We start from the raw sequence: 26,718 nt of genomic DNA on the forward strand, positions 1-26,718 counted from the left end.
GACTTTAAAATTCATGGCATGCTTTCATTACAGACAATAATCGTTATAGATAGGATGGTGCAATTATGGCAGATCGAAAATTCGTTAAAATCCAAACTTCAATTCCAGGACCAAAATCACAAGAGTTACTTGCTAGAAGAAATATAGTGGTTCCAAAAGGGATTAGTAATAATAGTGAAGCGTTTGTAAAAAAAGCAAAGGGTGCACTTGTTGAGGATATTGATGGTAATACATTTATTGATTTTGCAGGTGCAATTGGAACGTTAAATGTAGGACATTCCCATCCTAGAGTTGTAAGAGCGCTTCAAGCTCAATCCGGTGATTATATTCATACAGGCTTTAATGTCATGATGTATGAATCTTATATTCAACTTGCAGAAAGACTAGCCGATCTTTCTCCTGGTGAGTTTGATAAACAAGTTGCATTTTTTAATAGTGGAGCAGAAGCTGTTGAAAATGCAGTGAAAATTGCAAGAAAGTATACAAAGCGTCAAGGAACCATTTCTTTTACTAGAGGATTCCATGGTCGAACTTTAATGACAATGACGATGACAAGTAAAGTTAAGCCATACAAATATGGATTTGGACCATTTGCTCCTGAAGTATATAAAGCACCATATCCATATGTTTACCGTCGTCCAGATCAAATGGATGAAAAAGAATATAGTAAATTTATCATTGAACAATTTGAACAGTTTTTGATTGCAGAGGTTGCACCAGAAACGATCGCTGCAGTCGTCATGGAACCAATCCAAGGTGAAGGTGGCTTTATTGTTCCTGATCTTGATTTTGTAAAAAGGGTTAGAGAAATCTGTACTCAATATGGAATATTATTTGTAGCAGATGAGATTCAAACTGGTTTTGCTAGAACAGGTAAATATTTTGCAATTGAGCACTTTGGAGTTGAGCCTGATCTAATTACAATTTCAAAATCAATGGGTGCAGGAGTACCTATTAGTGGCGTTATCGGTAGAAAAGAAATAATGGAAGCTTCTGATGCGGGAGAAATAGGCGGAACATACTCTGGTAGTCCACTTGGATGCCGTGCAGCATTAGCAGTACTCGATATCATTGAAGAAGAAGAATTAAATGAACGAGCTGTTGTAATTGGCGAAAAAGTTAATGAGAAAATGCGTGGGTGGGCTAAACAGTTTGAACAAATAGGTGATATTCGCGGAATTGGCGCAATGTGTGCGATGGAGATTGTAACAAATAAGAAAGATAAAACACCAGATAAAGTGACAGTTGGAAAGATTGTAAAAGAAGCTAACAATAGAGGTTTAATGTTGCTAAGCGCAGGTATCTTCGGCAATGTTATTCGTTTGTTAATGCCATTAACGATTACGGATGAACAACTTGAAGAGGGACTAGATATTTTAAGGGAGTCAATTGAAGCGGTATTACTACCAGAATTACAATTGGAGGTAAACTCATGAGCCAAATTAAAGAGAAATATGAAGTCTACCCAATGTATATAGATGGTGCATGGGTTGGGAACGATCATGAATATTATACGAAGGTTACAAATCCTGCAACTGGTGCAGTTGTAGGGGCTATTCCAACGGGTGGAACTTATGAAGCTAAATTAGCTGTTGATGCTGCTCATACAGCATTTAAAACTTGGTCAAAAAAGACAGCAGAAGAAAGATATCATTTATTAATGAATTGGTATCGTCTTATTGATGAAAAGAAAGATGAAATTGCTAAATTAATGACAATTGAGCAAGGTAAACCATTAAAAGAAGCGTTAGGTGAGACTGTTTATGCAAATGGTTTTATTTCTTGGTATGCAGAAGAAGGCAAACGTGTATATGGAGAAACAATTCCTGCATCACAACCTAATAAACGAATTCTAGTTAGGAAAGAACCTGTAGGAGTTGTAGCAGCAATTACTCCTTGGAATTTCCCGGCAGCTATGATTACAAGAAAAGTTGCTCCTGCACTTGCTGCTGGCTGTACAACGGTTATTAAACCAGCTACTCAAACACCTTTAACAGCATTAAAACTTGCGGAGCTTGCTCATGAAGCAGGAATTCCAAAAGGTGTAATTAATGTCGTTACTGGTAAGTCTTCTGAAATTGGCGATGTATGGCTAAAAGATCCGAGAGTAACAAAGATTACATTCACTGGCTCTACTGAAGTTGGCAAAACGCTAATGGTAGGAGCAGCAGAGAATGTCAAAAAGGTTTCGCTAGAGCTTGGTGGAAATGCACCATTTATTGTCATGGATGATGCTAATTTATCAAAAGCAGCGGTTGGCTTAGTTCAGTCAAAATTCCGTAATGCAGGTCAAACTTGTATTTGTACAAATCGTATTTATGTACAGGAAAGTGTAGCTGAAGAATTTACAGCGTTATTTACAAAAGAGCTAGAAAAATTAAAAGTGGGTAACGGCTTAGAAGAAGGAATTGATGTTGGTCCACTAATTGATGATGCAGCTTTAGAAAAGGTAAAAACGCTAGTTGAAGACGCTACTAATAATGGTGGAAAAATCGTATATAGTGGGAATAAACCTTCAGAGGAAAATGGATATTATTATGCACCAACTATTTTAACGGGTATTACGGATGAAATGGCGTGTATGAAGGAAGAAATATTTGGTCCGCTTGCACCAATTACTACGTTTAAAACCGAAGAAGAAGTAATTGAGAGAGCAAATAATTCAAATTACGGTCTAGCTGCATATGTGTATACGGAAAACTTAAGTCGTTCTTTCCGCGTTACAGAAGCACTTGAGTACGGAATTATTGGACTAAACGATGGCACACCTTCTGCTGTACAAGTTCCATTTGGCGGCTATAAAGAGAGCGGTCTTGGAAGAGAAGGCGGTCATTTTGGAATTGAAGAATTTTTAGAAGTTAAATATATATCAATTGGGTTAGACATCTAATAAATCTACTGTTAATACAAAGCGCAGTTGTAAGCCAGTTAAACATTCAATTCAACTATTGTGATTGATCGTTTTACTGGCTTATTAACTAGATTAATAGAGGTGGAAAAATTGCCAGGTGCATTACATGGAATAAAAATCATTGATTTAACAAGAGTACTAGCCGGACCCTTTTGTACGATGATCCTTGGGGATTTAGGAGCAGAGATTATAAAAGTAGAAAGTATAAATAATGGCGATGAAACAAGGGGATGGGGGCCACCTTTCGTTGAAGGTGAAAGCGCTTATTATTTATGTGCGAACCGCAATAAAAAAGGCATAACACTAAACTTAAAAAGTGAGCAAGGAAAAGAAATTTTAAAAAAACTAGTTTCAGAGGCTGATGTAGTTGTTCAAAATTTCAAACCTGGAACAATGACAAAACTAGGTTTTGGGTATGAGGATTTGAAAAAAGTAAAGGAAGACATAATACTGGCGTCCATTAGTGGGTTTGGTAGTGAAGGACCGAATTCAAGTTTACCAGGATATGATTATATCATCCAAGCGATGTCTGGATTAATGAGCATTACTGGTGAGAAAGAGGCAGAGCCAACAAAAGTAGGTGTAGCCATTTCGGATGTTTTAACTGGTCTATTTACATGTATTGGAATTCTTGCATCACTTCAGAATCGAGATCGTACAGGAGAAGGTCAGGAAATCGATATTTCATTGTTTGACTCTCAGCTAGCTGCTTTAGTAAATGTAGCTAGTAACTATTTATGTAGTGGAACTGTTCCTGAACGAATGGGGAATCAACACCCAAATATCGTTCCATATCAAGTCTTTACTGCTAGTGACGGTGAATTAGTCGTAGCGGTAGGTAATGATGAACAATTTAAGAGGTTTGCTTTACTAATTGATGAACCAGACTTATTAGATGAAAAATTTAAGACAAATACTGGCCGTTTACAGCATCGAAAGCAAATAGAGAAATTAATTCAAGATAAGTTGATGATGAAAAGTAAAAATGAGTGGAAACAATTATTAGATCAAATAGGAATTCCAAATGGCCCAATAAATAATGTGAGTGAAGCTCTACAGTCTGAACAAGCTAAATCAAGAGAAATGGTGTTAGATGTAAACCATCCTTTTATAAAAGATCTAAAATTAGTCGGATCACCGTTAAAATTATCAAAAACACCAATTGAAGTATTAAGACACCCACCTTTACATGGTGAGCATACAGAAGAAATAGTAAGTAGCCTAGGATATTCCCGAATTGAAATAGAAGAAATGAAACGAAATAAAACAATTTAAGGAGGAAATAGGAATGGATTTTTCATTATCAGAGGAACAAATTAGTGTAAGGAAAGTTGTCAGGTCATTTGTAGACAAAGAAATTATCCCTTTTATAAAAGAATGGGATGAAAAAGGACATTTTGAAGCTAATATACTAAAACGACTTGCAGATTTACAACTAATGGGTGTATGTATTCCAGAACAGTATGGTGGAGTAGGAATGGATTATAACACATTAGCGATTGTATGTGAGGAATTAGAACGCGGGGATACTGCTTTCCGTACTGCTGTTTCAGTACATACTGGTTTAAATAGCATGACATTACTTCAATGGGGAACTGAAGAACAAAAGAAAAAGTATCTTATTCCTCAAGCACAAGGAAAGAAAATTGGTGCGTTTGGATTAACAGAGCCAAATGCAGGATCAGATGTAGTTGCAATGGCAACAACAGCTGTAAAAGATGGAGATAGTTACATCTTAAACGGATCAAAAACATGGATTTCTTTATGTGATGTAGCTGATCATTTCTTAATTTTTGCGAAAACAAATCATGACTTAAAGCACCATGGAATTTCTTGTTTTATCGTAGAACGTACTTTTGAAGGCGTTTCCACAAAAGCGATCAAAGGAAAAATGGGAATTAGAGCAGGGAATACTGGTGAAGTATTTTTAGATGATGTAAGAGTCCCAGCTGAAAACTTACTAGGTTTTGAAGGTGAAGGGTTTAAAATTGCAATGTCTGCGCTTGATAATGGACGATTCACCGTTGCAGCTGGTGCTTGCGGATTAATCCAGGCATCACTTGAAGCGAGCGTAAAATACTGTAATGAGCGAAAAACATTCGGTAAAGAAATTGGTAAACATCAATTAGTACAACAAATGATCGCGAAAATGTCATCAAACCTTGAAATCTCACGTTTATTAGTTTATAAGGCTGGTTGGTTAAAAAATAATGGAAAGAGAAATACAAGAGAAACATCACTAGCAAAATGGATTTCTTGTAATGCTGCAAACGAAGCAGCAAATGATGCAGTTCAAATTCATGGTGCATATGGATTCTCAAACGAATTCCCGGTAGAACGATACTTAAGAAACTCAAAAGCACCTGTTATCTACGAAGGAACAAGAGAAATTCACACAATTATGCAAGCTGAATATGACCTTGGATATAGAGAAGATAAAGTGTTAAGAAAAATGCTTCCAGCTTGGCCGTTTGAAGAAGTTACGGTTGAAGCGGTAAAGTCTTAAAATTGAATTTTAGATTAAATATATACTAGTAATAAGACTGTCTTTTAAAGACAGTCTTATTTCATGCTGTTGAAAAACAACCTTGTAATTAACTTACCAAATTTTCATAAAGGAGTAGAGTGATGTTGATTTCCACTACAGGATGCTCGCTTTCCATGGGGCGAGATTCTTTAGCCTCCTCGGCAGGCCTGCGGGGTCTCAGCCTTCCCGCTTATCCCATAGGAGTCGAGCACCCCTCCGCTCCAATCAACTTAATCATCAAAAAAAGTCTGCAATAAATCCTAATCAAATAGCCTTTACTTAGAGTATCCTAATGTTGTGTATTAATAAGGTTGTAGGTCAACTAATATCGAACTTTAATTAAACTAATTAACTGAATTTGTTTTTCTAAAAATTAGCACATAATATTTTTAACTTCTGAAAAAAATCATGACTAGTGTTTATTGGAATCATGAAATTGCTCAAAATATTAACATTTAAAAACCATTAATAAATCATCCGAAAAATGAAAATGTCATCATAAAGTTCAATTTGATGCCCGTTTTCCGTATTGATCATTTTATATTTCAACACACTTAAATAAGACTGTCCTTTAAAGACAGTCTTATTTAAGTTATTTAACATAAGTACGTAACGTATTTTGTATTTGCTGTAAAACATCATCAACGTGATCTAGTTCTAAAATGATTTTATCGTATTTGTGGTTATTTAAAGTTAAAACTAAATTTCCCTTATTAGTACTTGTAGCAATAAAATAATTCACTCCGTCTTTTTTAAAATGTCCATATTTAGATGCGCCTAAGTGTGTACCGTATATTTTCCAAAGAAATTCATGTATGTCCTCAAGAGAAACATCACTGATATCACTATACGGAACTTCTATTGAATGTTTTAACCCTAATATTGTTTCGAAACTAGAAAGTGTAATAATTAATTTGTGTTCTTCAAATAATATTGTTTTCATAAAAAATCCCTCCTTAATTCTTATACGATCCGGGATTGAAAATCGTTCATTTAGTTTAATTTAATTATTAATATATCGTTGTACTTTTTACCCAAACCACTTATTTTAAAAACTAAACAAACGTTTAATTAAATAGATAATGCAACAATTATCGTGATTTTAAGTATACTGACTTATAATGGGTATGCTTAGTATTAGTAAAAATCGTAAAAAATTAAACGATAAGATAATTTTTTTTCATAGCAAGTAAATGCTAGGGAATGATATCATCTAGATAAAAGAATTATTTACTATTCTCAAAGAGGTACGTATATGGATCAACAAGTACAAACTTATTTCGAAAACCTTGAATCAACAGACAAGAATTTGCAATTCGAAGCCTTTAACTACATTATTTCCGTTACAAAAGAGAAAGTGGATTGGTCATATGAAGTATGGGATCGATTAAAATCGGATCTAACGCATAAAGGAAATCACAAAAGGTCAAGAGCTGCACAATTTCTCTCAAATTTAGCGATCAGCGATCCAGAGAAGAGAATGCTAAATGATTTTCCAGAAATTTGGCAAGTTACATATGATCCAAAATTCGTTACCGCAAGACACACTTTACAGTCAATATGGAGAGTAGGCTTAGCTGGTCCAGAACAACGAGCAATCGTCCTTGAACATCTAGAAAATCGTTATTTAAATTGCAAAGAAGAGAAGAACTATACATTAATTCGATACGATATTATTCAATGTATGAGAAACCTTTATGACGCGGTTAAGAATGAAGAGATTAAACAAAAGGCTTTAGAATTGATTGGAACAGAAGAGGATCTAAAATATCGAAAAAAGTATATGACGGTGTGGAAGTAAAGCACATTTAAAGTGAAGCGAAAAAGTTAGACAAATAGTTTTATACTGCTAAAGAGGATTGGACTCTGTACTGAACAGGGGACAATCCTTTTTGTTTTATCGTAATAGTATGGAGCGGAAACAGGAGACGTGAGTTATACACGTCTCAATTTACTTGTTAAAATAGTTTTAAATTTAAAATCTATTTTATTCTAGGGTTTCCAGTAGATCGTCGAACAATTAAATGAGGTGTGATTGTAGTTGTTACGGAATTTAATTGTTTGTTTTTATTTTCAATCAAATTAATTAGATGTTCCATAGCCAGATTTCCTAGAGACTGACTTAAATGAGTTCCCACTGTTGTTAATTGAATAGATGCATGGGCAGAAAACTCGATATTATCAATTGCACCAATGCTGATATCTTCCGGTATTTTAAAGCCTTTATTAAGTAGGAAATCTAAGCAAATTAATGCAATAGCATCCGTCGCAGCGACTATGGCTGTTGGAAATTCAATACCTGAAAATAACTCCTTACAGGCTTGGACGATGGATTCTATAGTTGTATCGGTCGTTTTTATCCAATCATCACGAACTGCTATTTTTTGTCTATTAGCCTCTTTTTTAAACCCTTCTAAACGACCGTGAAAAGTAGATGCTTGTAGCGGGCCACCTATATACGCTAGATTTTTATGACCTAATTCGATCATATGATTTGTTATTAGTTCGCCGGCTTTTACGTTATCAATCTCAAAATAGTTTGTCCCACACGAATGCTTCCGATTGAAGGTCACATATGGTTTGCCTTCCAAACTTTCTAAAACGGGAAAAATTGAATCATTCATTAAAATAGAAGACATTATGATTCCATCAACAGGGGCGCTTAATACTTGGTTATAAAGCATATTATCGTTATCTATTTTATTGAAAAATACGAGTACGTTATATCCTTTTTTTGCTGCAATCGATACAATTCCCCGAGTAGATTCTTCGTAAAAAGGATCATGAGTATGTCCTGTGATTAACGCAATCATATTGGTTTTCTTTTTTACGAGATTTCTAGCATTCAAATTCGGATGATAGTTTAATTCTTTAATGGCTCTCTCTACTTTTTCTACCGTTGATTGTCTAATATTTTTAGACCCATTTAATACACGAGAAACAGTAGCTTGAGAGACGCCGGCTAGCCTCGCAACATCGTGTGAAGAAACCAAATAAATCACTCCAAGTTCATATAATATAAAATTTAAAAATAATAGTTAAAATAATTAAAAAAACAATGAATACGGCAGATGTTCTAAATCTTGTTACTCCCAAAACAACATAATTTTTGGAATTTTCAAGTGACTATTTATATTATAACAAATAAAATCGAATTAGATTAGAAGTTTTGTGCAAATTAACGAAATTTTTGTATACGTATTCATAGGAATTTGAATAAGTGTGTAATAATTACGTAGTTTAGATACTTGTTGATAAATTTTTATAATAACTTACTAGATCCAACATATAACCATCATTAAGCACAACTCGTTAGAGAATATAGAGAAGTTTTATAGATGTTGATTAAATATTTATAAAATGCTAAAAAATAAAAATTGTTTGACAATTATTAAAAATGAAGCTTATTATTAATACGTATTCATAAGTTATGGAGGGAAACATGAAAAAGAATATTTGGATTAACGGACAAGATGTGGAAACAGAAAATTATTCAGATTTGCTTTCTCCTTATTCACAAGAAAAAATTGCAGATATTGCTATTGCGAATAAACTACAAACTCAGAATGCAATTCAAGTTGCTTATGATTCTAAAGAAGTAATGGCCAAAATGCCTGCTCATCAACGAGCAGCAATTTTAGAGAAAGTTTCGCAACTTCTTGAAGAAAATTTAGAAGAAGCTGCAAAGGTAATTTCTCTCGAGTCGGCTAAACCACTGATTTTCGCCAAAGCAGAAGTAATAAGAACGATTGAAACATACAAATTTGCATCAGAGGAAGCAAAACGAATTCATGGAGAAACAATTCCTTTTGATGCAGCGGTTGGTGGAGTTGGAAAAATAGGCTACACCATTCGTAATCCAATTGGAGTTATTGGTGCAATTACTCCATTTAATTTTCCGATGAATTTAGTGGCGCATAAAGTGGGACCAGCTATTGCTGCAGGGAATACCGTGGTATTAAAGCCAGCTTCACAAACACCACTTTCTGCATTTTTTATAGCAGATTTGTTCAAAAAAGCTGGTCTACCGGATGGCGTATTAAATGTTGTTACAGGACCAGGAAGAGTTGTAGGTGACGCCATTGTAGAAAGTGATCTAGTTAGTATGGTGACTTTTACAGGAAGTTCCTCAGTTGGAATTGCACTTCGAGCAAAAGCGGGGCTTAAGAAAACAACACTTGAACTAGGATCAAATGCGGCATTAATCATTGATGAGGATATCGATGTAACAAAGGCTATTGATCGCTGCTTAATGGGCGCATTTTCAAACCAAGGGCAAGTCTGCATCTCTTTACAACGTATATATGTACACGAAAAAATCTATGATGAATTTGTTTCGCAGTTTGCAAAAAGTGCTAGCGAACTCAAACTAGGTGATCCTTTAGATCCTGAAACTTATGTTTCATCTCTTATTTCATCGAATGACTTGGACCGTGCTTTAAGCTGGATCGAAGAAGCAAAAGCGCAGGGTGCGACCATTGCAACAGGTGGCAAAACGGTAGGGAATATTCTTGAACCTACAGTTATTTTAGATGTAACAAATAACATGAAAGTATCATGTAACGAAGTTTTTGCTCCAATTGTTTCAATTTGTAAAGTATCTTCGGTTGAAGAAGCAATTGATGCTGTAAATGATTCCCGATATGGACTGCAAGCTGGAATTTACACTAATAGTGTTGTTAATGCACTAAAAGCAGCAGACGATCTGCATGTAGGAGGCGTAGTTATTAATGATGTACCTACGTTCCGTGTTGATCAAATGCCATATGGAGGCGTAAAAGAAAGTGGTACAGGACGTGAAGGATTGAAGTATGCAATTGAAGAGATGACGGAAATGAAACTCGTTATTTGGCACAAAGGATAAATTTTAGACATCATTTAAAATTGTTTTCATTTTTATGTGTACCGTTTAGCTTTATCGGTTTTTTAGACGGTACACGTTTTTAACTGTTTATAGGTTTCTCATACTGGAAGTTGAAATGAGCAAATAGGAAGTTATACATATTACTATGATTAGCTCGTAATTAATTCAGTGATTGAAAAAACAAACATCGTAGAAAAATTTTTATAAAAACGGAGGAATCAAATAATGATTAAGCAACTATCCACAAAAGAATGGCAAGAAAAGCGAGATAAATACGTTGTAAAAGGCGTTAGCAATGGAAATCGAGCAGTTGCTGTAAAAGGCAAGGGAGCTACATTATATGATTTAGAAGGTAATAAGTTTATTGACTTCGGTGCAGCTATAGGAACCATTAACGTAGGGCATTCACACCCAAAAGTAGTAGCAGCCATACAAGAACAAGCAGAAAAAATCATTCATCCTGGCTTCAATGTCGTTATGTATCCGTCATACATTGAAATTTGTGAAAGATTGTGTGAAGCAACTCCAGGAGATTTTGCAAAAAAAGCTATTTTATTAAACAGTGGTGCTGAAGCAGTAGAGAATGCCGTGAAAATCGCAAGGAAATATACAAAACGCCAAGCAGTTGTCACATTTACTCGTGGATTTCACGGACGTACTTTAATGACGATGACAATGACGAGCAAAGTAAAACCATATAAACTTGGTTTTGGTCCTTTTGCACCTGAAGTTTATCAAGCACCATATCCATATATGTACCGTAAGCCAGACGGTATGACTGATGAGCAATACGAAGCAGATGTTATTGCACAGTTTAATCAATTTTTTATAGCAACTGTAGCACCAGAGACTGTAGCATGTATTGTCATGGAGCCGATTCAAGGAGAAGGTGGATTTGTAATACCGCCAAAATCATTTGTAAAACACGTTCGTGAATTTTGTTCAAAACATGGCATTGTAATGGTGGCAGATGAAATTCAAACTGGATTCGCAAGAACAGGAAAATTATTTGCGATGGAGCATTTCGAAGTTGCAGCTGATCTTATGACAGCTTCTAAATCTATCGCAGGTGGTATGCCACTAAGTGCTGTTATTGGAAAAGCAGAAATAATGGATATAGCAGATCCGGGTGAATTAGGTGGAACCTATTGTGGAAATCCACTTGCGTGTGAAGCCGCATTGGCAGTTTTAGAAGTCATTGAAGAAGAAAAATTGTGTGAAAAAGCAGAATGGATTGGAGAGGTACTTGAAAGCCGTGTGAGAAAGTGGCAATTAGAGTATAACTTCATTGGAGAATTCCGTCGTCTAGGAGCAATGTGTGCAGTAGAGATTGTAACGGATCAAAAATTAAAAACACCGAATAAAGATCTTACTACAAAAATTGCAAAAGCTGCAAATGAAGCTGGGCTTTTATTACTTACTGCAGGTTTAGATGGAAATATTATTCGCTTTTTAAGTCCACTAGTGATTACAGAAAATGAGTTAAACGAAGGTCTTGCTATTCTAGAAAACGTATTATCTAACTGCTAAATTTTGTTGAAACTGATCATTTAAAGATTTTCATCTGTTCAAACTTTTTAAAAGTAACGTCCAAATGTGTAGATTAATAGGACTTGCTCGAGTCTTTTACTGCAAGGTTTTTATAAATATTTTTATATTAACGAAAAAAAAGGATAGGGTGAATATGGAGAAACAACACAATGGTTTACAACAAAATCTAAAACACCGTCATATTCAAATGATTTCAATTGGTGGAATTATAGGGGCAGGTTTATTCGTAGGTAGTGGGAATGTTATTCATAGTGCGGGTCCTTCAGCAATTGTTGCTTATGTAATAGCGGGATTATTAGTTGCACTCCTTATGAGAATGTTAGGAGAAATGGCTGCTGAGAACCCAGTAAGTGGTTCGTTTTCAACGTATGCAAAAGAGTCGATTGGCCCTTGGGCAGGATACACGATTGGTTGGTTGTATTGGTTTTTCTGGTTAATTACAATTGCAATTGAAGCGATTGCAGGTGCAAATATAATGAATTCATGGTTCCCAAGTATCCCATTATGGGGATGGGCTTTAATTCTTACATTTGTACTTACACTTACCAATATTTTATCAGTGAAAACATTTGGAGAGTTTGAATATTGGTTTGCCATTACAAAGGTAGTGGCGATCTCAGCGTTTATGATATTAGGTCTTGCAATTTTATTCAAATTAATCCCTACGATTCAGTCTCCGGGATTATCAAATTTAACACAGCATGGCGGATTTTTTCCGAAAGGTATAAGCGCAATATTAGGTGGTTTTATGACAGTTATGTTTGCTTTCTTTGGGTCTGAAATTGCAGCAATTGCTGCTGGTGAATCAAAAGATCCTCAAAAATCTGTTGTTACTGCCATTAATACTGTTGTTTGGCGTGTAGCATTGTTCTACATTGGGTCAGTATCTATTTTAGTTTTATTAATGCCTTGGGACGATGCAAAATCATTAAGTAGCCCATATGTAACGTTGCTTAACAATTTAGGGATTCCAGGAGCTGGAACAATCATGAAGGTGGTTGTACTTTTTTCAGTACTCTCTTGTTTGAATTCAGCACTTTATACGAATTCTAGAATGCTTTATTCTTTGGCGCAGCAAGGAAGTGCTCCGAGAATCTTTACAAAAGTAAATAAAGGTGGATCACCGTATTGGGCAGTATGGGCAAGTTCAGCTTTCGCCTTCTTAGCTGCAATTTTTAACTTTATTTCACCTGATAAACTCTTTTCATTTCTCTTGAATGCATCAGGTTCAATTGCGCTTCTAGTGTATATTGTTATTGCAGTATCGCATGTAATAAAGCGAAGACAAGCTGAGAAAACGGGAAAAGTGTTACGATTAAAAATGTGGGGTTTCCCATATGTTACTTACATTACTATACTAGCGATGATCGTCATCTATTTTTCGATGTACTTTATGGATGATCTTCGCTCTCAGTTCTATTTAACTTCATTAATTACAGTTTTAGTGATTTCTTCCTTCTTTATTTTTAAAATTGGAAAAAAAGAAGAAGTTGATACAAACAGCAGGCGGACTAATATACCTAGTTGATGATAAAAAGAAACAAAAACTGTAATTGTTATGAAAGCGCTTCTAATTAATTACATTAGAAAATTCAAAAATTTCCTTAAAACTAACACAACACTCTTAAAAATGATGAGTCATTTTTAAGAGTGTTGTGTTTTTTGTTTTAACCTAGTAAAAATTTGCTAAATTCATCTATCGTTTCAAAATAAAACTTTGATTCATTTTTCATTTGTTGTTTAATTTCAGGAATGGCATGTGACCAACCTGCAGCTGCGAAGTCTACGTGACAGGATTTAGCCATTTCCAAACCTGGCTTAAGGTCATCTAACATCAATGCGTCTGATTCTTTTAAGTTAAAACGTCTCAATATTTCTTTAATCGGATAAGGAAATGGTTTTCTTTGATGCTCAGGCAGTTCCCATCCAAAGACTGCATCTGGGATAAAACCGCAGTGCTGCAAGTAATCTCGTTCAATTCTGCTTCTCTCAGAATGAGATACTACGGTTATAATACCGCCCCGATCTTTAAACCCCTTTATTGTTTCAGGAAATTTCTCGTAAAAGTCGGGGATTGAGGATGAAGTATAGCTTTGCCAAATTTCTTGTTGAACGATCATTTCAGCTTCATTGAATTTCATTATGTCTGTACATAAAGAATGAAACCCAGGTTCAAAGCAATATCCAACAAACTCTTCAAAAGTAATAGGTTCATCATTTGGACGAAGTTTTTTAATTGCTTCTACAAAGGATGGATAGTGAATTCCAGGTGTACTCATTACGGCAGTATCATCATGATCTAAAATGATACATTTATTTATACTTTAAATTCATATAAACCACTCTCAGTCTAATCTACATAAGTTTCCTATAGTTTAACATGAAAAAAGAGATGTTGTTTTTTAGTTCATCATCTGTTTAATTAAATCACGATTTCGTTGTTTAAATACCTCATTATGAGATGAAACCATTGCTGATCCACTAGCTTCTGGTTGAATATATTGCTTCGCTTTATTAACAGCATTTGCGGCATCTTGAAATGCACCAGCAATTAATTGCAACTTTCCTTCATGCATAAGAATATCTCCAGCTGCGTAAATCCCTTCAATCGAAGTTTCACTCGTTGTATTCCCTTTAATATAGAAATCTTGAATCATTTCTACTTTTATTTCACTGTTATTTAATAAAGAAGTATCTTGTTCATAACCGTGGTTTATGATTACTTCATCAATTGCCAAATGAGATACTTCACCAGTTTCATTATTTGTCAGTTCAACCTTTTCTATTTCTTCATGGTTTTCACCAGCAATTAGTTTCGTAATAGATGTATTGAAAAGACATTCAACTGAACTATTCATTAATTGGGAGACTTGTGCTTCATGACCTTTTAGTGCATCTTTTCGGTAAGTTAAATAAACTTTCTTAGCAATTGGCTCTAACTCATTAGCCCAATCAATTGCAGAGTTACCACCACCAGAAACGATTACAGTTTTATTTTGGAAATGTTTAAGTGATTTTACTGTATAGTTTAAATTTGAAACCTCGAATCTTTCTGCACCATCTATTTGAAGTTTTGTTGGGTTTAATATACCGCTTCCAACTGCAACAATAACTGTTTTAGAATAATGTATTTGGCCTGAAGCTGTATGTAAAACAAAAATGCCATTATCGTCACGAGTGATTGTGTCTACTTTTTCATTTAACACAACAGTCGGATCAAACGTTAATCCTTGCTGAACAATTTGTCCGATAAATCTCTCGCCAGGGATTGGTGGTTGTCCTCCAACATCCCAAATCACCTTTTCAGGATAACAATGAACTTTACCGCCTAATTCAGATTGAAATTCTATAATTTTTGTTTTCATTTCTCGTAAACCACTATAAAAGGCAGAGTAAAGTCCAGCAGGACCTCCTCCGATTACTGTTACATCATAAAGATCGTTCATATTCATTATGTTCTCACTCCAGAAGATTCTGTCATTGATTATCATTCTCAGTAAAATATAAACCATTTATGAGAATTTTTCAATGATTTCACTAAAAATTAATATTGACAATATTAGTAAATGGACTTATATTAACCTAGTAACATTAATTGATAATAATTATCATTATCATTAACAGTTTGAATATTAAATGAATGGAGGTCCGTTTATGGTTCGGTTATATACTAATGAATTGACCATTGGTTATGGTGATCGTTCTCTTGTAAAAGACCTTAATATAAAAATTCCGGATAAACAAATTACAACAATCATCGGTTCAAATGGTTGCGGTAAATCGACTCTTTTGAAGGCGGTTACAAGAATAATCTCTCATCAATCCGGAACGATTATTTTAGATGGAGAAAACATTGCTTCAAAGAATACTAAAATACTAGCTAAAAAAATGGCGATTCTTCCTCAAACACCTTAAACCTTCTTAATTTAAATGAGCCTGTTGCAATCGGGGTAGGGGTCTCATTAGAAAAGGAAAGAATTGTTTTAATGTTAGCAGCAGTTGCATTAGCAGCATCTGCTGTTTCAGTAACAGGAGGAATTGCGTTTATCGGATTAATGGCACCACATATTGCTAAGAGTTTAGTTGGCCCAAGAAATCAATTATATATACCCATTGCAATATTAATTGGTGGATTATTACTATTAGTTGCCGACATAATCGGAAGAAACTTAGTCGATCCAGAAGGAATACCAGCAGGGATTATAGTAGCCTTAATCGGTGGACCTTACTTTGTATATTTAATTTTAAAAAAGGCTTAATTAAGAGAAAAAGACATTGTGAACAACTCAAATCGTTCATACAATGTCTTTTTTATGTTTAAACAGTTAATTCTTCATTGAAGTATTTAATTTGTCCGTCTTTTAAAGATTGAATACGAGCAAGAGATTCAACTCGATAACCACGATCACGTAGAATCTTTCCGCCATCTTGGAATGATTTTTCAATTACGATTCCAAATCCAATTGTTTCTGCCTTCGCTTGTTCCATGATTGAAAGTAATCCAAGAGCTGCCTGTCCGTTTGCTAAGAAGTCGTCTATTATTAAAACTTTATCGCCTTCTTCTAACCATTTATGAGAAATTGAAATTTCATTTTCTTCTTTTTTTGTAAATGAATATACTTTAGCAGTATAAATATCTTGCTGCATTGTGATCGACTTTTTCTTACGTGCAAAAACTAGAGGGACATTTAAAGCAAGTGCTGTCATTAGCCCAGGTCCGATACCTGAAGATTCTATAGTAACTACCTTTGTTATTTTTTCTTCAGAAAATAAACGCGCAAATTCTTCTCCAATTTCTTTCATTAAAACAGGATCCATTTGATGATTTAAGAAAGCATCCACTTTTAATACATCATTTGCTAAAACGATTCCTTCTTGTTCAATTTTTTTTAGTAATAATTCCATAATGATCCCCCTTAATCTAAACAAAAAACTCAAAACATGTACTTCACTGTAAAAATGAGTGAAGTAACACATTTTGAGTCTTTGATTCGCTAGAGCTAAAATGTCTGATGTGTTACCACTCATAGTCGGTAAATTTACGGTTAACCGGTAGAAACTTGTGAGCCATATCCTCACTATTATACGAGTGAAATTTATAATTTTAATGAAACTATAACATGTTAATAGATTCTGGTCTAGCAATTAATAGGTGTAAATTATTAGCATTATTGAATACTACTTAATACAGTTTACAAATAAACTTGGTGAATTCCTTTATTAAATCCTGGTCATAAACGGTACCACTTAGTTTTTGAATTTTTTTTAACGATATTTCAATTGAACATTTTTTTCTATAAGAACGATCATGGGTTAATGCATCAAAACTATCAACTATTCTAATTATTTTCGAATTAAAATCAATTTCGTTACTATATAAGCCTTCATAGCCGGTCCCATCAATATTTTCGTGATGATAACGTACAGCATTTAAAATATCATTATGATATGATAAATTTTTTAATAAATCATGCCCATAAATTGTGTGATTCTTCATTAGATTCCACTCGAAATCAGTAAGAGGACCTCTTTTTGTAACAATTGAATTTGGTATTTTTAGCTTACCAATATCATGTACATAACCAATAAAATGTAATTGATTGGTTTGACGTAAAGTGAGATCTAAATATCTACTGAATTTATAAGATAATTCACCTACACGCATCCCGTGTAAAAAAGTATCATGATCAAGCTGCCTTAATAGTTCAACTAGCTCATTTGTGACGAATGTTGACCTTTCTTTTATCATAAAATCACCTTTGAATGCTTATTCAAAATAAAATTTATTTTAATAAATGGGCGATATGATTAATATCGCGTTGTGAAAGAGTAGAACTAATTACCGCAATTGGAACAATATCGATATCAATTTGAAAATCAGCAATGATAAAGTCCAAACGTAATTCACTAATCGTTTCAGGACTCAGTTCGCCGTTTTGGAGTTCAACAAATTGTATTTTATCTCTAAATTCTTTTATGAGTTTAGTTGTTATATACTGTCTTACACCATAACCTTCAGAACATAACAGTAGTACCCTTTTTTTCACTAATGATAATTTAATGATGATTGCTTGAATATTTAATGTGATTTTAGCAATTACTTCATTATTTACTTCTGGGTATGAAAAGTAATTGCACCAATTGTGAAATACAGTTTTTACTTTATAAAATAACTCTGGATAACGCTTTTTAACGTATTCGGAAATGAGAGAAGATCGTTCAAATCTACCGTTTAAAAAAAGAATTAGGGAAAATGCTTTAAATTGTTTTTGAAGAGTGAGAATAAAATCATTATGATCATGTAATTTTATACTAAGCTTTTTTTCGAGCATCGTAACGAGCTCGTGTAATTCTATATATTGTTTTTCTGATTTATTATGGTAGCTATTTATAATTTTATCTTGAGGTTCATTATCGCTAGAAAAAAAAGGGGATGCAGATATCATTATAGAAAGAGCGTTTAGTTCATTTAATGGAATTGATACTTTATAAATATTTTCTAGCTGTATGCAAATATCAGTTGCAACTGAAAAAAACTTTGAATCCTTAATATTATTAGAAGGATTTAAATCCAATTGTATATCTCGGTCAATTCTTTGAAGCATCGTACCAACATAATAAATATATTTATCTAGAGTAGGTGGAAATAAAAATAAATTATTTTTTTCTGCTGATTTTGTCACTACTTTTTTTATAATAGAAAACGATAGAGAATCATAAGGCCATTTATTAGTATGGGAATATAGACCATACAATACGTCACAGCATAAGATTCTTTTTTGAAACTCATTACCTACAATTTCAAGTGGTGCACGCTTCAAAATTAAATTATACGACTTCAATAAGTTGTCTACTCGTTCGAGAATTTTATAAACAGTATTGTGATGCGTATATAAGACTTTTCCTAAATCACTAATGTGTTCAATTTCTTTTATTAGAATAAACATGATTACCTGAAGCGATAAAGAATTCTTAACAAAAAGTGAACGAACTTGATCAAGCGATGAATTAATTGGATTATTTATATAAATACCTTTTCCTTTTATCGTTTCAATATGCCATCCTTCTGGGAATGTGGAATTGATAATTTGTATATCAGTTCGAATTGTTTTCTCAGTGCAATTTAAATTTTTAGCAAGCTCCTCTGTTTTGAACCATTTTTCTTGACTACTTAAAATATCGATTAAGTGTAATCTTCTTATACTCGCCTTATCCATCTCATCTCCTACTTTGATCTAAATTAATATTTTTACTAACATAAATAAACTAACTAATTTTGTGATAACAATCACAAAAAGTGTTGTTGAGATAATGTTTTCAAAATTATTTTAAACTTAGATGATGAATATGCATATGACTATTTTTACCGTTAAAAACGGTAATAAATATTTATTAATCTGCAATCTTCTTATATCTACCGAAGGGCATACATCTACTCATGAATTTTTATATATTATCTGTTTTTACCTATCAAAACGGTAAAAAAGAGTATTTGAAACGTTAATAAGCAAGGCTATAATTTATTTTGAAAAGGAATCCGTTTAATTTGTAAACGGATGTGATCATGGCTGTTCCTCTAAATGGGGAGATGAGGAGGGAATTGATGGGGATCGTGTTACTTTTTTTTATCCTAGGAAAACTTTTGCTAGTTCAGTCTATGTTACATAGCCGAATTACTTTATTAGGATTATTATTTAGTATTTTTATTGTTGTTTTGCTATATTTACTTCCAATCTTTTTAGAATTCAATAAAAGAGAACGATCTATTGGTTATAGTTTTACTTCATTAGTGGTTGGATTTATATTGTTAATCTGTACGGTTTATGAAAGATATGCTGTGTTTGTATTTTCTACTCTTGATCAAACTGAAGAAATCTCCAATACAATATTCTCGTTTTTTATGATAGGGGACTTACTTTTCATTTTTGATTTTCTATTATTACTATACCTCATACTATTCAAAGTACTTAAAATAAAGCCAGCGAAATTAATTTTTGGAAAAGAAATCAGGAGAAATAAAAAAGCAATTAAAAAGAATGTATTTTCATATTCACCCCTTAATAACATTAAACTTAATGAAGATTAAGGAATACTGATTTTAATGATGAAAAAGTATAGAAAAAAATGAAAGACGTACAAAGAACCTCACTTTTGATGTGAGGTTTTTTTGCACTTTCAATCAGTTCAAAATTTTACTAATGAGTAATAAATTGGGCAATTGAATCGGTAACAATGCCCAAGCACTCGACATATTTTGTTGTTGAGAGTCTGCGTTTTAGTAGATTCAAATTAGGGAATCGTATTTATTTTTTATAAGTACGTTATGTTTTTATTCGCTTTCAAATTTTATGTCGGAGGTTATAAAAATGTATGATTTTCAAAGAGAGCTTCAAGAATTAAACGTTGGACAGTTTCAATCAAGTCAAGTAGTTCCATGGGATTATAATCAGTATCAAACTCAAGATGTACGTATGTGCTTTGGTATTTTCCCTTTTTTTAGTTGCTTTGGATGTGGAGGTTGCTTTGGATGTGGAGGCTGTGGAGGCTGTTTCCGTTGCGGAGGCTGCGGTCACTGCGGTCGCTGTCACCGTTAATTGTAATGTTTCATAAAAACTATTTGTCCATTTAGACAATAAACCCCTACTTAATTTATGTAGGGGTTTTACTAGTTATGTTATGACATAAGGAATACATAAAATACATAGGATTATGAAGAAAGTATTTATGCTATTCAATGTACAACTCACTGGATCGAAGGGGTTGAAAAGGATGTCAAAATTGAATCCATCTACACGGCTAAAGGTTAATCGAGATACTTTTTTTGTACCTGATTCGAATGGAGGTGTCTATTTTAGGAATAATTTAAGTTCATTTCGTATGGAAGGTGCTTCTGTTTATCAGTGGATCGAAAAGTTACTTCCTATGTTTAACGGTGAACACTCAATAGGAAGTTTAACAAATGGTTTGCCAGACCAATACCGAGATCGAGTTTATGAAATTGGTGAGACTTTATATAAAAATGGTTTTGCACGAGACATAAGTAAGGATCATCCACATCAATTATCTGAAGATATTCTAAATAAGTATGCGAGTCAAATTGAGTTTTTAAATTGTTTTGGGGATTCTGGTTCCTATCGTTTTCAAACTTATCGTCAATCCAAGATATTGGCAATTGGTTCTGGAACAATTGTCACTTCGCTAGTTTCAGCATTATTAGAGTCGGGGTTAGCGAAATTCCATCTTTTAATAACGAATACTGAAAATACAGATAAAAAACGAATAAAAGAAATTGTAGACAACGCACGTAGGACAGATCATGAAGTCGAAGTTGAATTAATTAAGAGAAAGAAGCTTTCATTACAAGAGATTGTTTCTACTTTTGATTCGATTTTGTATGTATCAGAAGATGATCATGTTTATGAACTTAAAATGCTCAATGAGATTTGTAAAAGAGAGAAAAAGAGATTTATCCCAGCAATTTCTTCGCAAAAGATTTGTATGGCCGGGCCACTAGTGACATCAAGTTCTGAAGCTTGCTTCGAGTCGGCATGGAGAAGTGTGCATCAAAACATACTCTGTGAAGAAGGAACCAACCAACCATTGTCTTTGATGACATCAGCAATGTTGGCAAATATAATGGTGTTCGAGTTATTTAAGGATATTACAAAGTCACGAGAAACAGAAAAGAATAATCAGGTTTATATTATTAACCAAGAGACGTTAGAGGGCAGTTGGCACTCATTCTCACCTCATCCACTAGTGACTGGAAAAGCGAAAGCTAAAATAGTTCATAATTTTGAGGAAAAGTTAGAGCAAAACAAACCTAGAGGAGATCTAAGTAAGTTAATAACTTACTTAGGGCAGTTCAATTCACAAGAAACTGGATTATTTCACGTTTGGGATGAGGGCGAATTAAATCAACTTCCATTAGCTCAATGTCGGATACAAGTAGTAGATCCTCTGACAGAAGGTCCAGTAAAACTATTAACGAGTACGATTTGTACTGAATTAACTCATGAAGAAGCACGAAGAGAGGCGGGACTTACTGGAGTTGAAATGTATGTATCTCAAATAGCGAGTCAACTTATTAAGAATTCTGAGTCTGATGTTGTAGAGTGTATTGAACCTGGGGAATACATCGCAATCGCTACTGGTCAAACTTTTTCAGAAAGTATTTGTAGAGCACTACAAAAATATTTGTCTGAAGAGCTTAATAAACAAACGAGTGATCATAAAAATCATATTCAAGAAATTAAAGCGATAAAAATTGAAGATAATTGTGCTCAATTTTATTTACAAACATTAAATACAATACATGAATCTCCAAAAATAGCATTAGGAAAAGAGATATGTGGCTTTCCAGTAGTCTGGGTTGGTACAGAAAAAGGCTGGTATAGAAGTGTTGGATTAAATATAACAATGGCCTTACAAGATGCACTAAAACAAGTTCTAAAGGAGTCACAAAATAAGATTCAATTAATTGCATCAACAGCTATTCAAAGTTCGTTAGTTATAGTGGAAGAAAAGCAAATACCCGAAATGATTATTCCTCAATCTAATCGTGCTCAACATACTGATTTATTAATCGCGGCTATAGATATTTTAAAACAGAAAAATATGGAATTACAAACATTGGAGTTTATGCTTGAATCGATTAATGTAGATGAACTAGCGGGAGTTTATGGTGTCTTGTTAAGAGAGGTGAGCTCAACTTGAATTCAACGGTTACCATTTTTGGAGAGGGATTATTAAGTAAGTACACATCCGAAATTCTTTTAAATAAATATAAAGTAGTTCAACAGAAAGATTTAGAGTCTCCGGTTTCCGAGGATACTAGTTTAATACTTATTTTGGATGATGCATGGAACCCTAAGATTTATGAAAAAGCTGATGAAAAGTTAAGGATCGGAACAGTTCCATGGCTACGTGCTTGTGTATCATTTGGGGAGGGTGTAATCGGACCTTTAGTACATCCAGGTCAAAAAGGATGTATAAAGTGTGCCGATTTTAGACGTTTAATGGCTGGTAGAGAGCGCAGAGAAATGCTAGAAATAGATTATCAGTTAGTAGAAGGTGATGGAGTATCGGATGATGTATGGGGTACAAGAACGGGACTTTTACAAATGGCTTACTTAATTTCAGCTGAAGTAGAAAAATTTATGAATGGTAAAGAAACTCGTCTAGAGGAACGAATTTTTTTATTAAATATGAAAACACTCAAGAGCTCTAATCACTTTTTTTTACCGAATCCTTTATGTCCAATTTGTGGTGAATTAGAAGACGATACTTCTGATTCTGCTATTATCTCACTTGAGCCTAGTATGAAAGTTTCTCCAACTAGCTATCGTAGTCGCTCAATGGATGAATTAAAAAAAGTGTTAGTTAATGACTATTTAGGTCAAAAGACTGGATTTTTAAATGGAAAGGCATTTGATCTAACCACGCCATTTGCAGATGTAGTCGTAAACCTACCGTTACTCCAAGGGGATGAAGGAACAGCGGGACGTACACTTTCATATGAATCTAGTGAATTAACTGCCATTTTGGAAGGGTTAGAAAGGTATTGCGGCCTCACTCCAAGAGGGAAAAAAACGGTCGTACATGATAGTTATAATAACGTAAAAGATTATGCAATTAATCCTGAAATTGTCGGTACTCATTCGAATGAGCAATATGCTCTGCCGCGTTTTCCATTTAAGAAGTTTAATCCTAAACGGAAGATTGATTGGGTATGGGGCTATTCATTTATGAAGGAAGAGCCTATTCTTGTACCAGAGTTGCTTTCATACTATAGTCTAGGATGTGGACACGGTTTTGTGTATGAAACTTCCAATGGATGTGCATTAGGAGGCAGTTTAGAAGAAGCTATATTCTACGGTATTTTGGAAATTGTTGAACGGGATTCATTCTTAATGACTTGGTATGCTCAGTTGCCCCTTCCTCGACTTGATCCAAAATCGGCTAAGGATCAAGAACTCGATTTAATGATTGAGCGCATGCGTTTGGTTGGCGGATACGATCTTCACTTATTTAATTCGACGATGGAGAATGGGATTCCAAGTATCGTTGCTATTGCAAAAAACCGTAAAGAACATGGTTTAAATCTTATTTGTGCAGCAGGTGCTCATCTTGATCCGGTTCGGGCAGTTAAAAGCGCAGTACATGAATTAGCTGGAATGATGCTAACATTAGATAAAAAGTTTGAAGAAAATTATGCTAAAAATATGAAAATGCTTTTAGACAATAATCTCGTTAAACAAATGGATGATCATGGAATGTTATATGGGTTGCGTCAAGCAGAGGAACGTCTGAAGTTTTTATTAGATGATAACCGCCCATTAAAGACTTTTGAAGAAGAATTTAAGTGGGATACAAACCATCTGGATTTGACGAATGATCTAAAGGATATTCTACAAGTATTTAAACAATTAAATCTTGATGTGATTGTAGTCGATCAAACTACTCCTGAAATCAAAAGAAATGGATTATCTTGTGTAAAAGTCTTAATTCCAGGAATGTTGCCTATGACATTCGGCAATCATCTAAAACGATTGAATGGACTTGATCGAGTGTTAAAAGTTCCTGTTAAATTGGGCTATACGAAGAAGCCGCTAAAGCCGGAGCAGCTCAATCCATATCCGCACCCATTCCCATAAGTGGTGTTCTAGGAGGTCATTTTGGATGAGTTTACAAACATTTCTACACAATCTTCATTTTGATATTGAAAAGACAAATCAATCGGATTGGGAAGTAGATTGGGAGGATGCCCCACTAACTTATAAGCTTTATAAAGATTTACCTACTATTCCACTTTCTCTTAACGTTCCATTATCATTAAAAGAAAAAAGGGACTTAATTGAGCCGAATTTAGACGAAATAGGCTACTTTCTATGGTATGTATATGGAGTAGCACAGGTTGCTCAAACAGCAATAACTTCCGGTTCCAACGAAATGGTTAATATGATGTCTTCAAACCGAAGATTCATCCCTTCTGGTGGAGGACTGTATCCGAATGAAATATATTTATATCTTAAGTCTGACCAAATCTCTTCAGGGATTTATCATTATGATGTTGCTAGACATTGCTTAGTATTATTAAGAGAAGGAAATTTTGATTCTTATGTATCAAGAGCTTTAGGAAATAGATGTGATCTTCCAAAGTGTTTTGGTACTATTTTTATTTCAACAATGTTTTGGAAAAATTTCTTTAAATACAATAACTTTTCATATCGCCTTCAAGGGTTAGATTGCGGTGTGCTAATTGGTCAGATTATAGAGATGGCAAAACGATTTGGGTTTAAAGCGGGAGTATATTACCAGTTTCTAGATCAAGCGATCAACCATTTAATCGGCATAAACGAACGTGAGGAAAGTGTATATGGAGTCATTCCACTTTCTAATGAAGAATCTACCTTAATTTCAAAAGGTAATGTAAAAAGTAAACATTACAATTCTATCGATTTAAGTAAAGAGCTTCAAACAGTTTCTCATAAATATTTAGTAAAATCGAAAAAGATTAAAGAGTTCCCGATGCTAATTAAACTGAATAAAGTATCGATGATTGAATCGACTCAAACATTTAGAAATGTTGATGAAGCTGTTGATGATTTAGATGAAAGGAATCGAATAATATTACCTAAAGTGGGTCGTCTATCTTATGATTTAGCTACTATATGTAAAGAACGGTTTTCACCTGAACTTGACTTTGTTTTTCGACCTATTAGTCAAAAAAACCTAGCAACACTACTGAAAGAGGCAACAGCATCCTTCTCATATATAAATGATTTAGATGGATCCTTTAAAAATAATAATAACCGTCCAAAATTATATTTATGTTTGTATAACGTTGAAGGCATTAACAATGGTGCTTATTATTATGATGATCATACCCATACGCTAGTACAAACTAAATTAGGCGATCATCGTATGCAACTCCAATATGGAATGAATGCCCATACCGTTAATTTATTCCAAGTACCAATTTGTATACATGTAGTGGGAAATATGGAGCATATAAAATCGACTCATAGTTATAGAGGCTATCGAATCCAACAGATGGAAGCTGGCATAATGGTTCAACGTTTACTAATAGCTGCATCAGCATTAGGATTAGGTGGGCATCCACTACTTGGATATAATGTGAAATTATGCGATGAGCTATATCAATTAGACGAAATAGGAAAAACAAGTTTAATTCAAATTCCAATAGGTCATTATCGGAATCGGCCTTGGTTAAAAGGAAATTTGCATAGTTAATAAAACTTAAAAAGTTTAAATTAAAAACAAGAATACTTTCTGGGTATTCTTGTTTTTTTTTGTTCCAGTTTATAACATATTTATTTGACGGTGTAATTAAGCAAATTGAATCCACAAAACCCAATAGTGGCATGGGTTAAATACTCAATCGACATTTATTCGACATACAAAAGTCTCGGAAATTAGAATGAATAGTACTTTTGACTTAAAATTATATAGTATAATTAATTTTGTTGTTATTTAAATATAAAAAAACCTTCCGAAAAGAAGGTTTATTATTTTATACTTCAGTGTGTAAATTCTTAGATGAATCAGTCTTTTTAGTGAATATTCTCCTAAAGATTATACTTTATTAAATTATATTAAAAAAACTTTAAAGTTGTTTTAAATACTATTTATTAACATAACATATAATTAAAAAAAATGTCAGATTATAAAACTTTTTGTATAATTAAATCGTCTATTTTTAGTAAAACAAATTTAACTATTTTTCTCGTTAGCTTTTGTTTAATCTTAAACGTTGATTATTAGTAGTTTGATTAAAAGAATTCGTGACGATACTAGAATAAAAAATAACTTTATTAATCATCTATCAAATACTTACGACAA

Annotated in this window: 20 protein-coding genes, 2 pseudogenes and 1 riboswitch; of the genes and pseudogenes, 15 read left to right on the forward strand and 7 right to left on the reverse strand. The window is 33.7% G+C overall.

The genetic code is table 11. The features are described 5' to 3' along the window. Nucleotides 1–65: 65 nt before the first annotated feature. The 4 genes from gabT (BED47_RS05045) to BED47_RS05060 all read left to right on the forward strand — a co-directional run bounded on the left by gabT (BED47_RS05045) (nucleotide 66) and on the right by BED47_RS05060 (nucleotide 5,417). Nucleotides 66–1,436: a 4-aminobutyrate--2-oxoglutarate transaminase gene (gabT, locus tag BED47_RS05045; RefSeq protein WP_069032709.1), complete on the forward strand. Its 1,371-nt coding sequence runs from the start codon at nucleotides 66–68 to the stop codon at nucleotides 1,434–1,436. Beyond that, a complete protein-coding gene (locus BED47_RS05050) occupies nucleotides 1,433–2,890 on the forward strand; it encodes an NAD-dependent succinate-semialdehyde dehydrogenase (protein ID WP_069032710.1) in 1,458 nt (485 codons plus the stop codon). Before gabT (BED47_RS05045) ends, BED47_RS05050 begins: the two co-directional genes overlap by 4 nt. Before the next feature lie 111 nt (nucleotides 2,891–3,001). Beyond that, entirely contained in the window at nucleotides 3,002–4,186 is a 1,185-nt protein-coding gene (locus tag BED47_RS05055; RefSeq protein ID WP_069032711.1) for a CaiB/BaiF CoA transferase family protein, read from the forward strand. A 13-nt stretch (nucleotides 4,187–4,199) separates the two neighbouring features. Then, nucleotides 4,200–5,417 carry an acyl-CoA dehydrogenase family protein gene (locus BED47_RS05060; RefSeq protein ID WP_069032712.1) on the forward strand — a complete coding sequence of 406 codons (1,218 nt, stop codon included), beginning with the start codon at nucleotides 4,200–4,202 and terminating at the stop codon, nucleotides 5,415–5,417. Nucleotides 5,418–6,030: 613 nt separating this feature from the next. Here the strand turns inward: BED47_RS05060 and BED47_RS05065 are convergent. Continuing rightward, nucleotides 6,031–6,381, reverse strand: coding sequence for a hypothetical protein (locus BED47_RS05065; protein ID WP_069032713.1), 351 nt, complete (start codon nucleotides 6,379–6,381; stop codon nucleotides 6,031–6,033). Between the two features lie 312 nt (nucleotides 6,382–6,693). Here BED47_RS05065 and BED47_RS05070 point away from each other — a divergent pair, with 312 nt between their 5' ends. Next, nucleotides 6,694–7,239 (forward strand): hypothetical protein, encoded by a 546-nt coding sequence (locus BED47_RS05070; protein ID WP_069032714.1) that lies wholly within the window; start codon nucleotides 6,694–6,696, stop codon nucleotides 7,237–7,239. A gap of 181 nt (nucleotides 7,240–7,420) precedes the next feature. Here BED47_RS05070 and BED47_RS05075 read toward each other — a convergent pair whose 3' ends face one another. Next, nucleotides 7,421–8,431 (reverse strand): LacI family DNA-binding transcriptional regulator, encoded by a 1,011-nt coding sequence (locus BED47_RS05075; protein WP_069032715.1) that lies wholly within the window; start codon nucleotides 8,429–8,431, stop codon nucleotides 7,421–7,423. Between the two features lie 449 nt (nucleotides 8,432–8,880). Here BED47_RS05075 and BED47_RS05080 point away from each other — a divergent pair, with 449 nt between their 5' ends. From BED47_RS05080 to BED47_RS05090, 3 genes are all read left to right on the forward strand, one after another. Then, a complete protein-coding gene (locus BED47_RS05080; protein WP_084006775.1) occupies nucleotides 8,881–10,302 on the forward strand; it encodes an aldehyde dehydrogenase family protein in 1,422 nt (473 codons plus the stop codon). 225 nt (nucleotides 10,303–10,527) lie between these two features. Beyond that, nucleotides 10,528–11,832: a 4-aminobutyrate--2-oxoglutarate transaminase gene (gabT, locus tag BED47_RS05085; protein ID WP_069032717.1), complete on the forward strand. Its 1,305-nt coding sequence runs from the start codon at nucleotides 10,528–10,530 to the stop codon at nucleotides 11,830–11,832. 154 nt (nucleotides 11,833–11,986) lie between these two features. Then, entirely contained in the window at nucleotides 11,987–13,381 is a 1,395-nt protein-coding gene (locus BED47_RS05090; RefSeq protein WP_069032718.1) for an amino acid permease, read from the forward strand. 139 nt (nucleotides 13,382–13,520) lie between these two features. Here BED47_RS05090 and BED47_RS05095 read toward each other — a convergent pair whose 3' ends face one another. Next, on the reverse strand, nucleotides 13,521–14,174 hold the full coding sequence (locus BED47_RS05095; RefSeq protein WP_439097767.1) for an HAD family hydrolase: 654 nt from the start codon (nucleotides 14,172–14,174) through the stop codon (nucleotides 13,521–13,523). An 81-nt stretch (nucleotides 14,175–14,255) separates the two neighbouring features. Then, complete coding sequence (locus BED47_RS05100) at nucleotides 14,256–15,305, reverse strand: NAD(P)/FAD-dependent oxidoreductase (RefSeq protein WP_069032720.1); 1,050 nt, start codon at nucleotides 15,303–15,305, stop codon at nucleotides 14,256–14,258. A 202-nt stretch (nucleotides 15,306–15,507) separates the two neighbouring features. On the opposite strand from BED47_RS05100, the pseudogene BED47_RS05105 reads away from it, so the two are divergent. Together BED47_RS05105 and BED47_RS05110 are read left to right on the forward strand one after the other, a co-directional pair. Continuing rightward, nucleotides 15,508–15,765, forward strand: a pseudogene (locus tag BED47_RS05105) (ATP-binding cassette domain-containing protein); the annotation flags it as partial. Further along, nucleotides 15,756–16,112 (forward strand): annotated as a pseudogene (locus BED47_RS05110) (iron chelate uptake ABC transporter family permease subunit); the annotation flags it as partial. The pseudogenes BED47_RS05105 and BED47_RS05110, both read left to right, overlap by 10 nt. Before the next feature lie 58 nt (nucleotides 16,113–16,170). Here BED47_RS05110 and BED47_RS05115 read toward each other — a convergent pair. From BED47_RS05115 to BED47_RS05125, 3 genes are all read right to left on the reverse strand, one after another. Beyond that, a complete protein-coding gene (locus tag BED47_RS05115; protein WP_069032722.1) occupies nucleotides 16,171–16,758 on the reverse strand; it encodes a xanthine phosphoribosyltransferase in 588 nt (195 codons plus the stop codon). A gap of 102 nt (nucleotides 16,759–16,860) precedes the next feature. After that, a riboswitch (purine riboswitch) is annotated at nucleotides 16,861–16,962 on the reverse strand. A gap of 73 nt (nucleotides 16,963–17,035) precedes the next feature. Continuing rightward, a complete protein-coding gene (locus BED47_RS05120) occupies nucleotides 17,036–17,602 on the reverse strand; it encodes an HD-GYP domain-containing protein (RefSeq protein ID WP_025568683.1) in 567 nt (188 codons plus the stop codon). 34 nt (nucleotides 17,603–17,636) lie between these two features. Then, nucleotides 17,637–19,070 carry a BglG family transcription antiterminator gene (locus tag BED47_RS05125; protein ID WP_025568684.1) on the reverse strand — a complete coding sequence of 478 codons (1,434 nt, stop codon included), beginning with the start codon at nucleotides 19,068–19,070 and terminating at the stop codon, nucleotides 17,637–17,639. Between the two features lie 386 nt (nucleotides 19,071–19,456). Here BED47_RS05125 and BED47_RS05130 point away from each other — a divergent pair, with 386 nt between their 5' ends. From BED47_RS05130 to BED47_RS05150, 5 genes are all read left to right on the forward strand, one after another. Beyond that, nucleotides 19,457–19,939: a hypothetical protein gene (locus BED47_RS05130; protein ID WP_025568685.1), complete on the forward strand. Its 483-nt coding sequence runs from the start codon at nucleotides 19,457–19,459 to the stop codon at nucleotides 19,937–19,939. A 280-nt stretch (nucleotides 19,940–20,219) separates the two neighbouring features. Then, nucleotides 20,220–20,447 carry a heterocycloanthracin/sonorensin family bacteriocin gene (locus tag BED47_RS05135; protein ID WP_025568686.1) on the forward strand — a complete coding sequence of 76 codons (228 nt, stop codon included), beginning with the start codon at nucleotides 20,220–20,222 and terminating at the stop codon, nucleotides 20,445–20,447. Between the two features lie 175 nt (nucleotides 20,448–20,622). Further along, the gene (locus tag BED47_RS05140) at nucleotides 20,623–22,569 is read left to right on the forward strand and encodes a putative thiazole-containing bacteriocin maturation protein (protein ID WP_025568687.1); all 1,947 of its coding nucleotides are present in this window, start codon (nucleotides 20,623–20,625) and stop codon (nucleotides 22,567–22,569) included. After that, complete coding sequence (locus BED47_RS05145) at nucleotides 22,566–24,509, forward strand: TOMM precursor leader peptide-binding protein (protein ID WP_025568688.1); 1,944 nt, start codon at nucleotides 22,566–22,568, stop codon at nucleotides 24,507–24,509. Before BED47_RS05140 ends, BED47_RS05145 begins: the two co-directional genes overlap by 4 nt. Before the next feature lie 25 nt (nucleotides 24,510–24,534). Continuing rightward, nucleotides 24,535–26,109, forward strand: coding sequence for a SagB family peptide dehydrogenase (locus BED47_RS05150; protein ID WP_025568690.1), 1,575 nt, complete (start codon nucleotides 24,535–24,537; stop codon nucleotides 26,107–26,109). The last annotated feature ends 609 nt before the right edge of the window (nucleotides 26,110–26,718 follow it).

It is taken from the genome of Gottfriedia luciferensis (assembly GCF_001712755.1).
Classification (GTDB): domain Bacteria; phylum Bacillota; class Bacilli; order Bacillales; family Bacillaceae_G; genus Gottfriedia; species Gottfriedia luciferensis_B.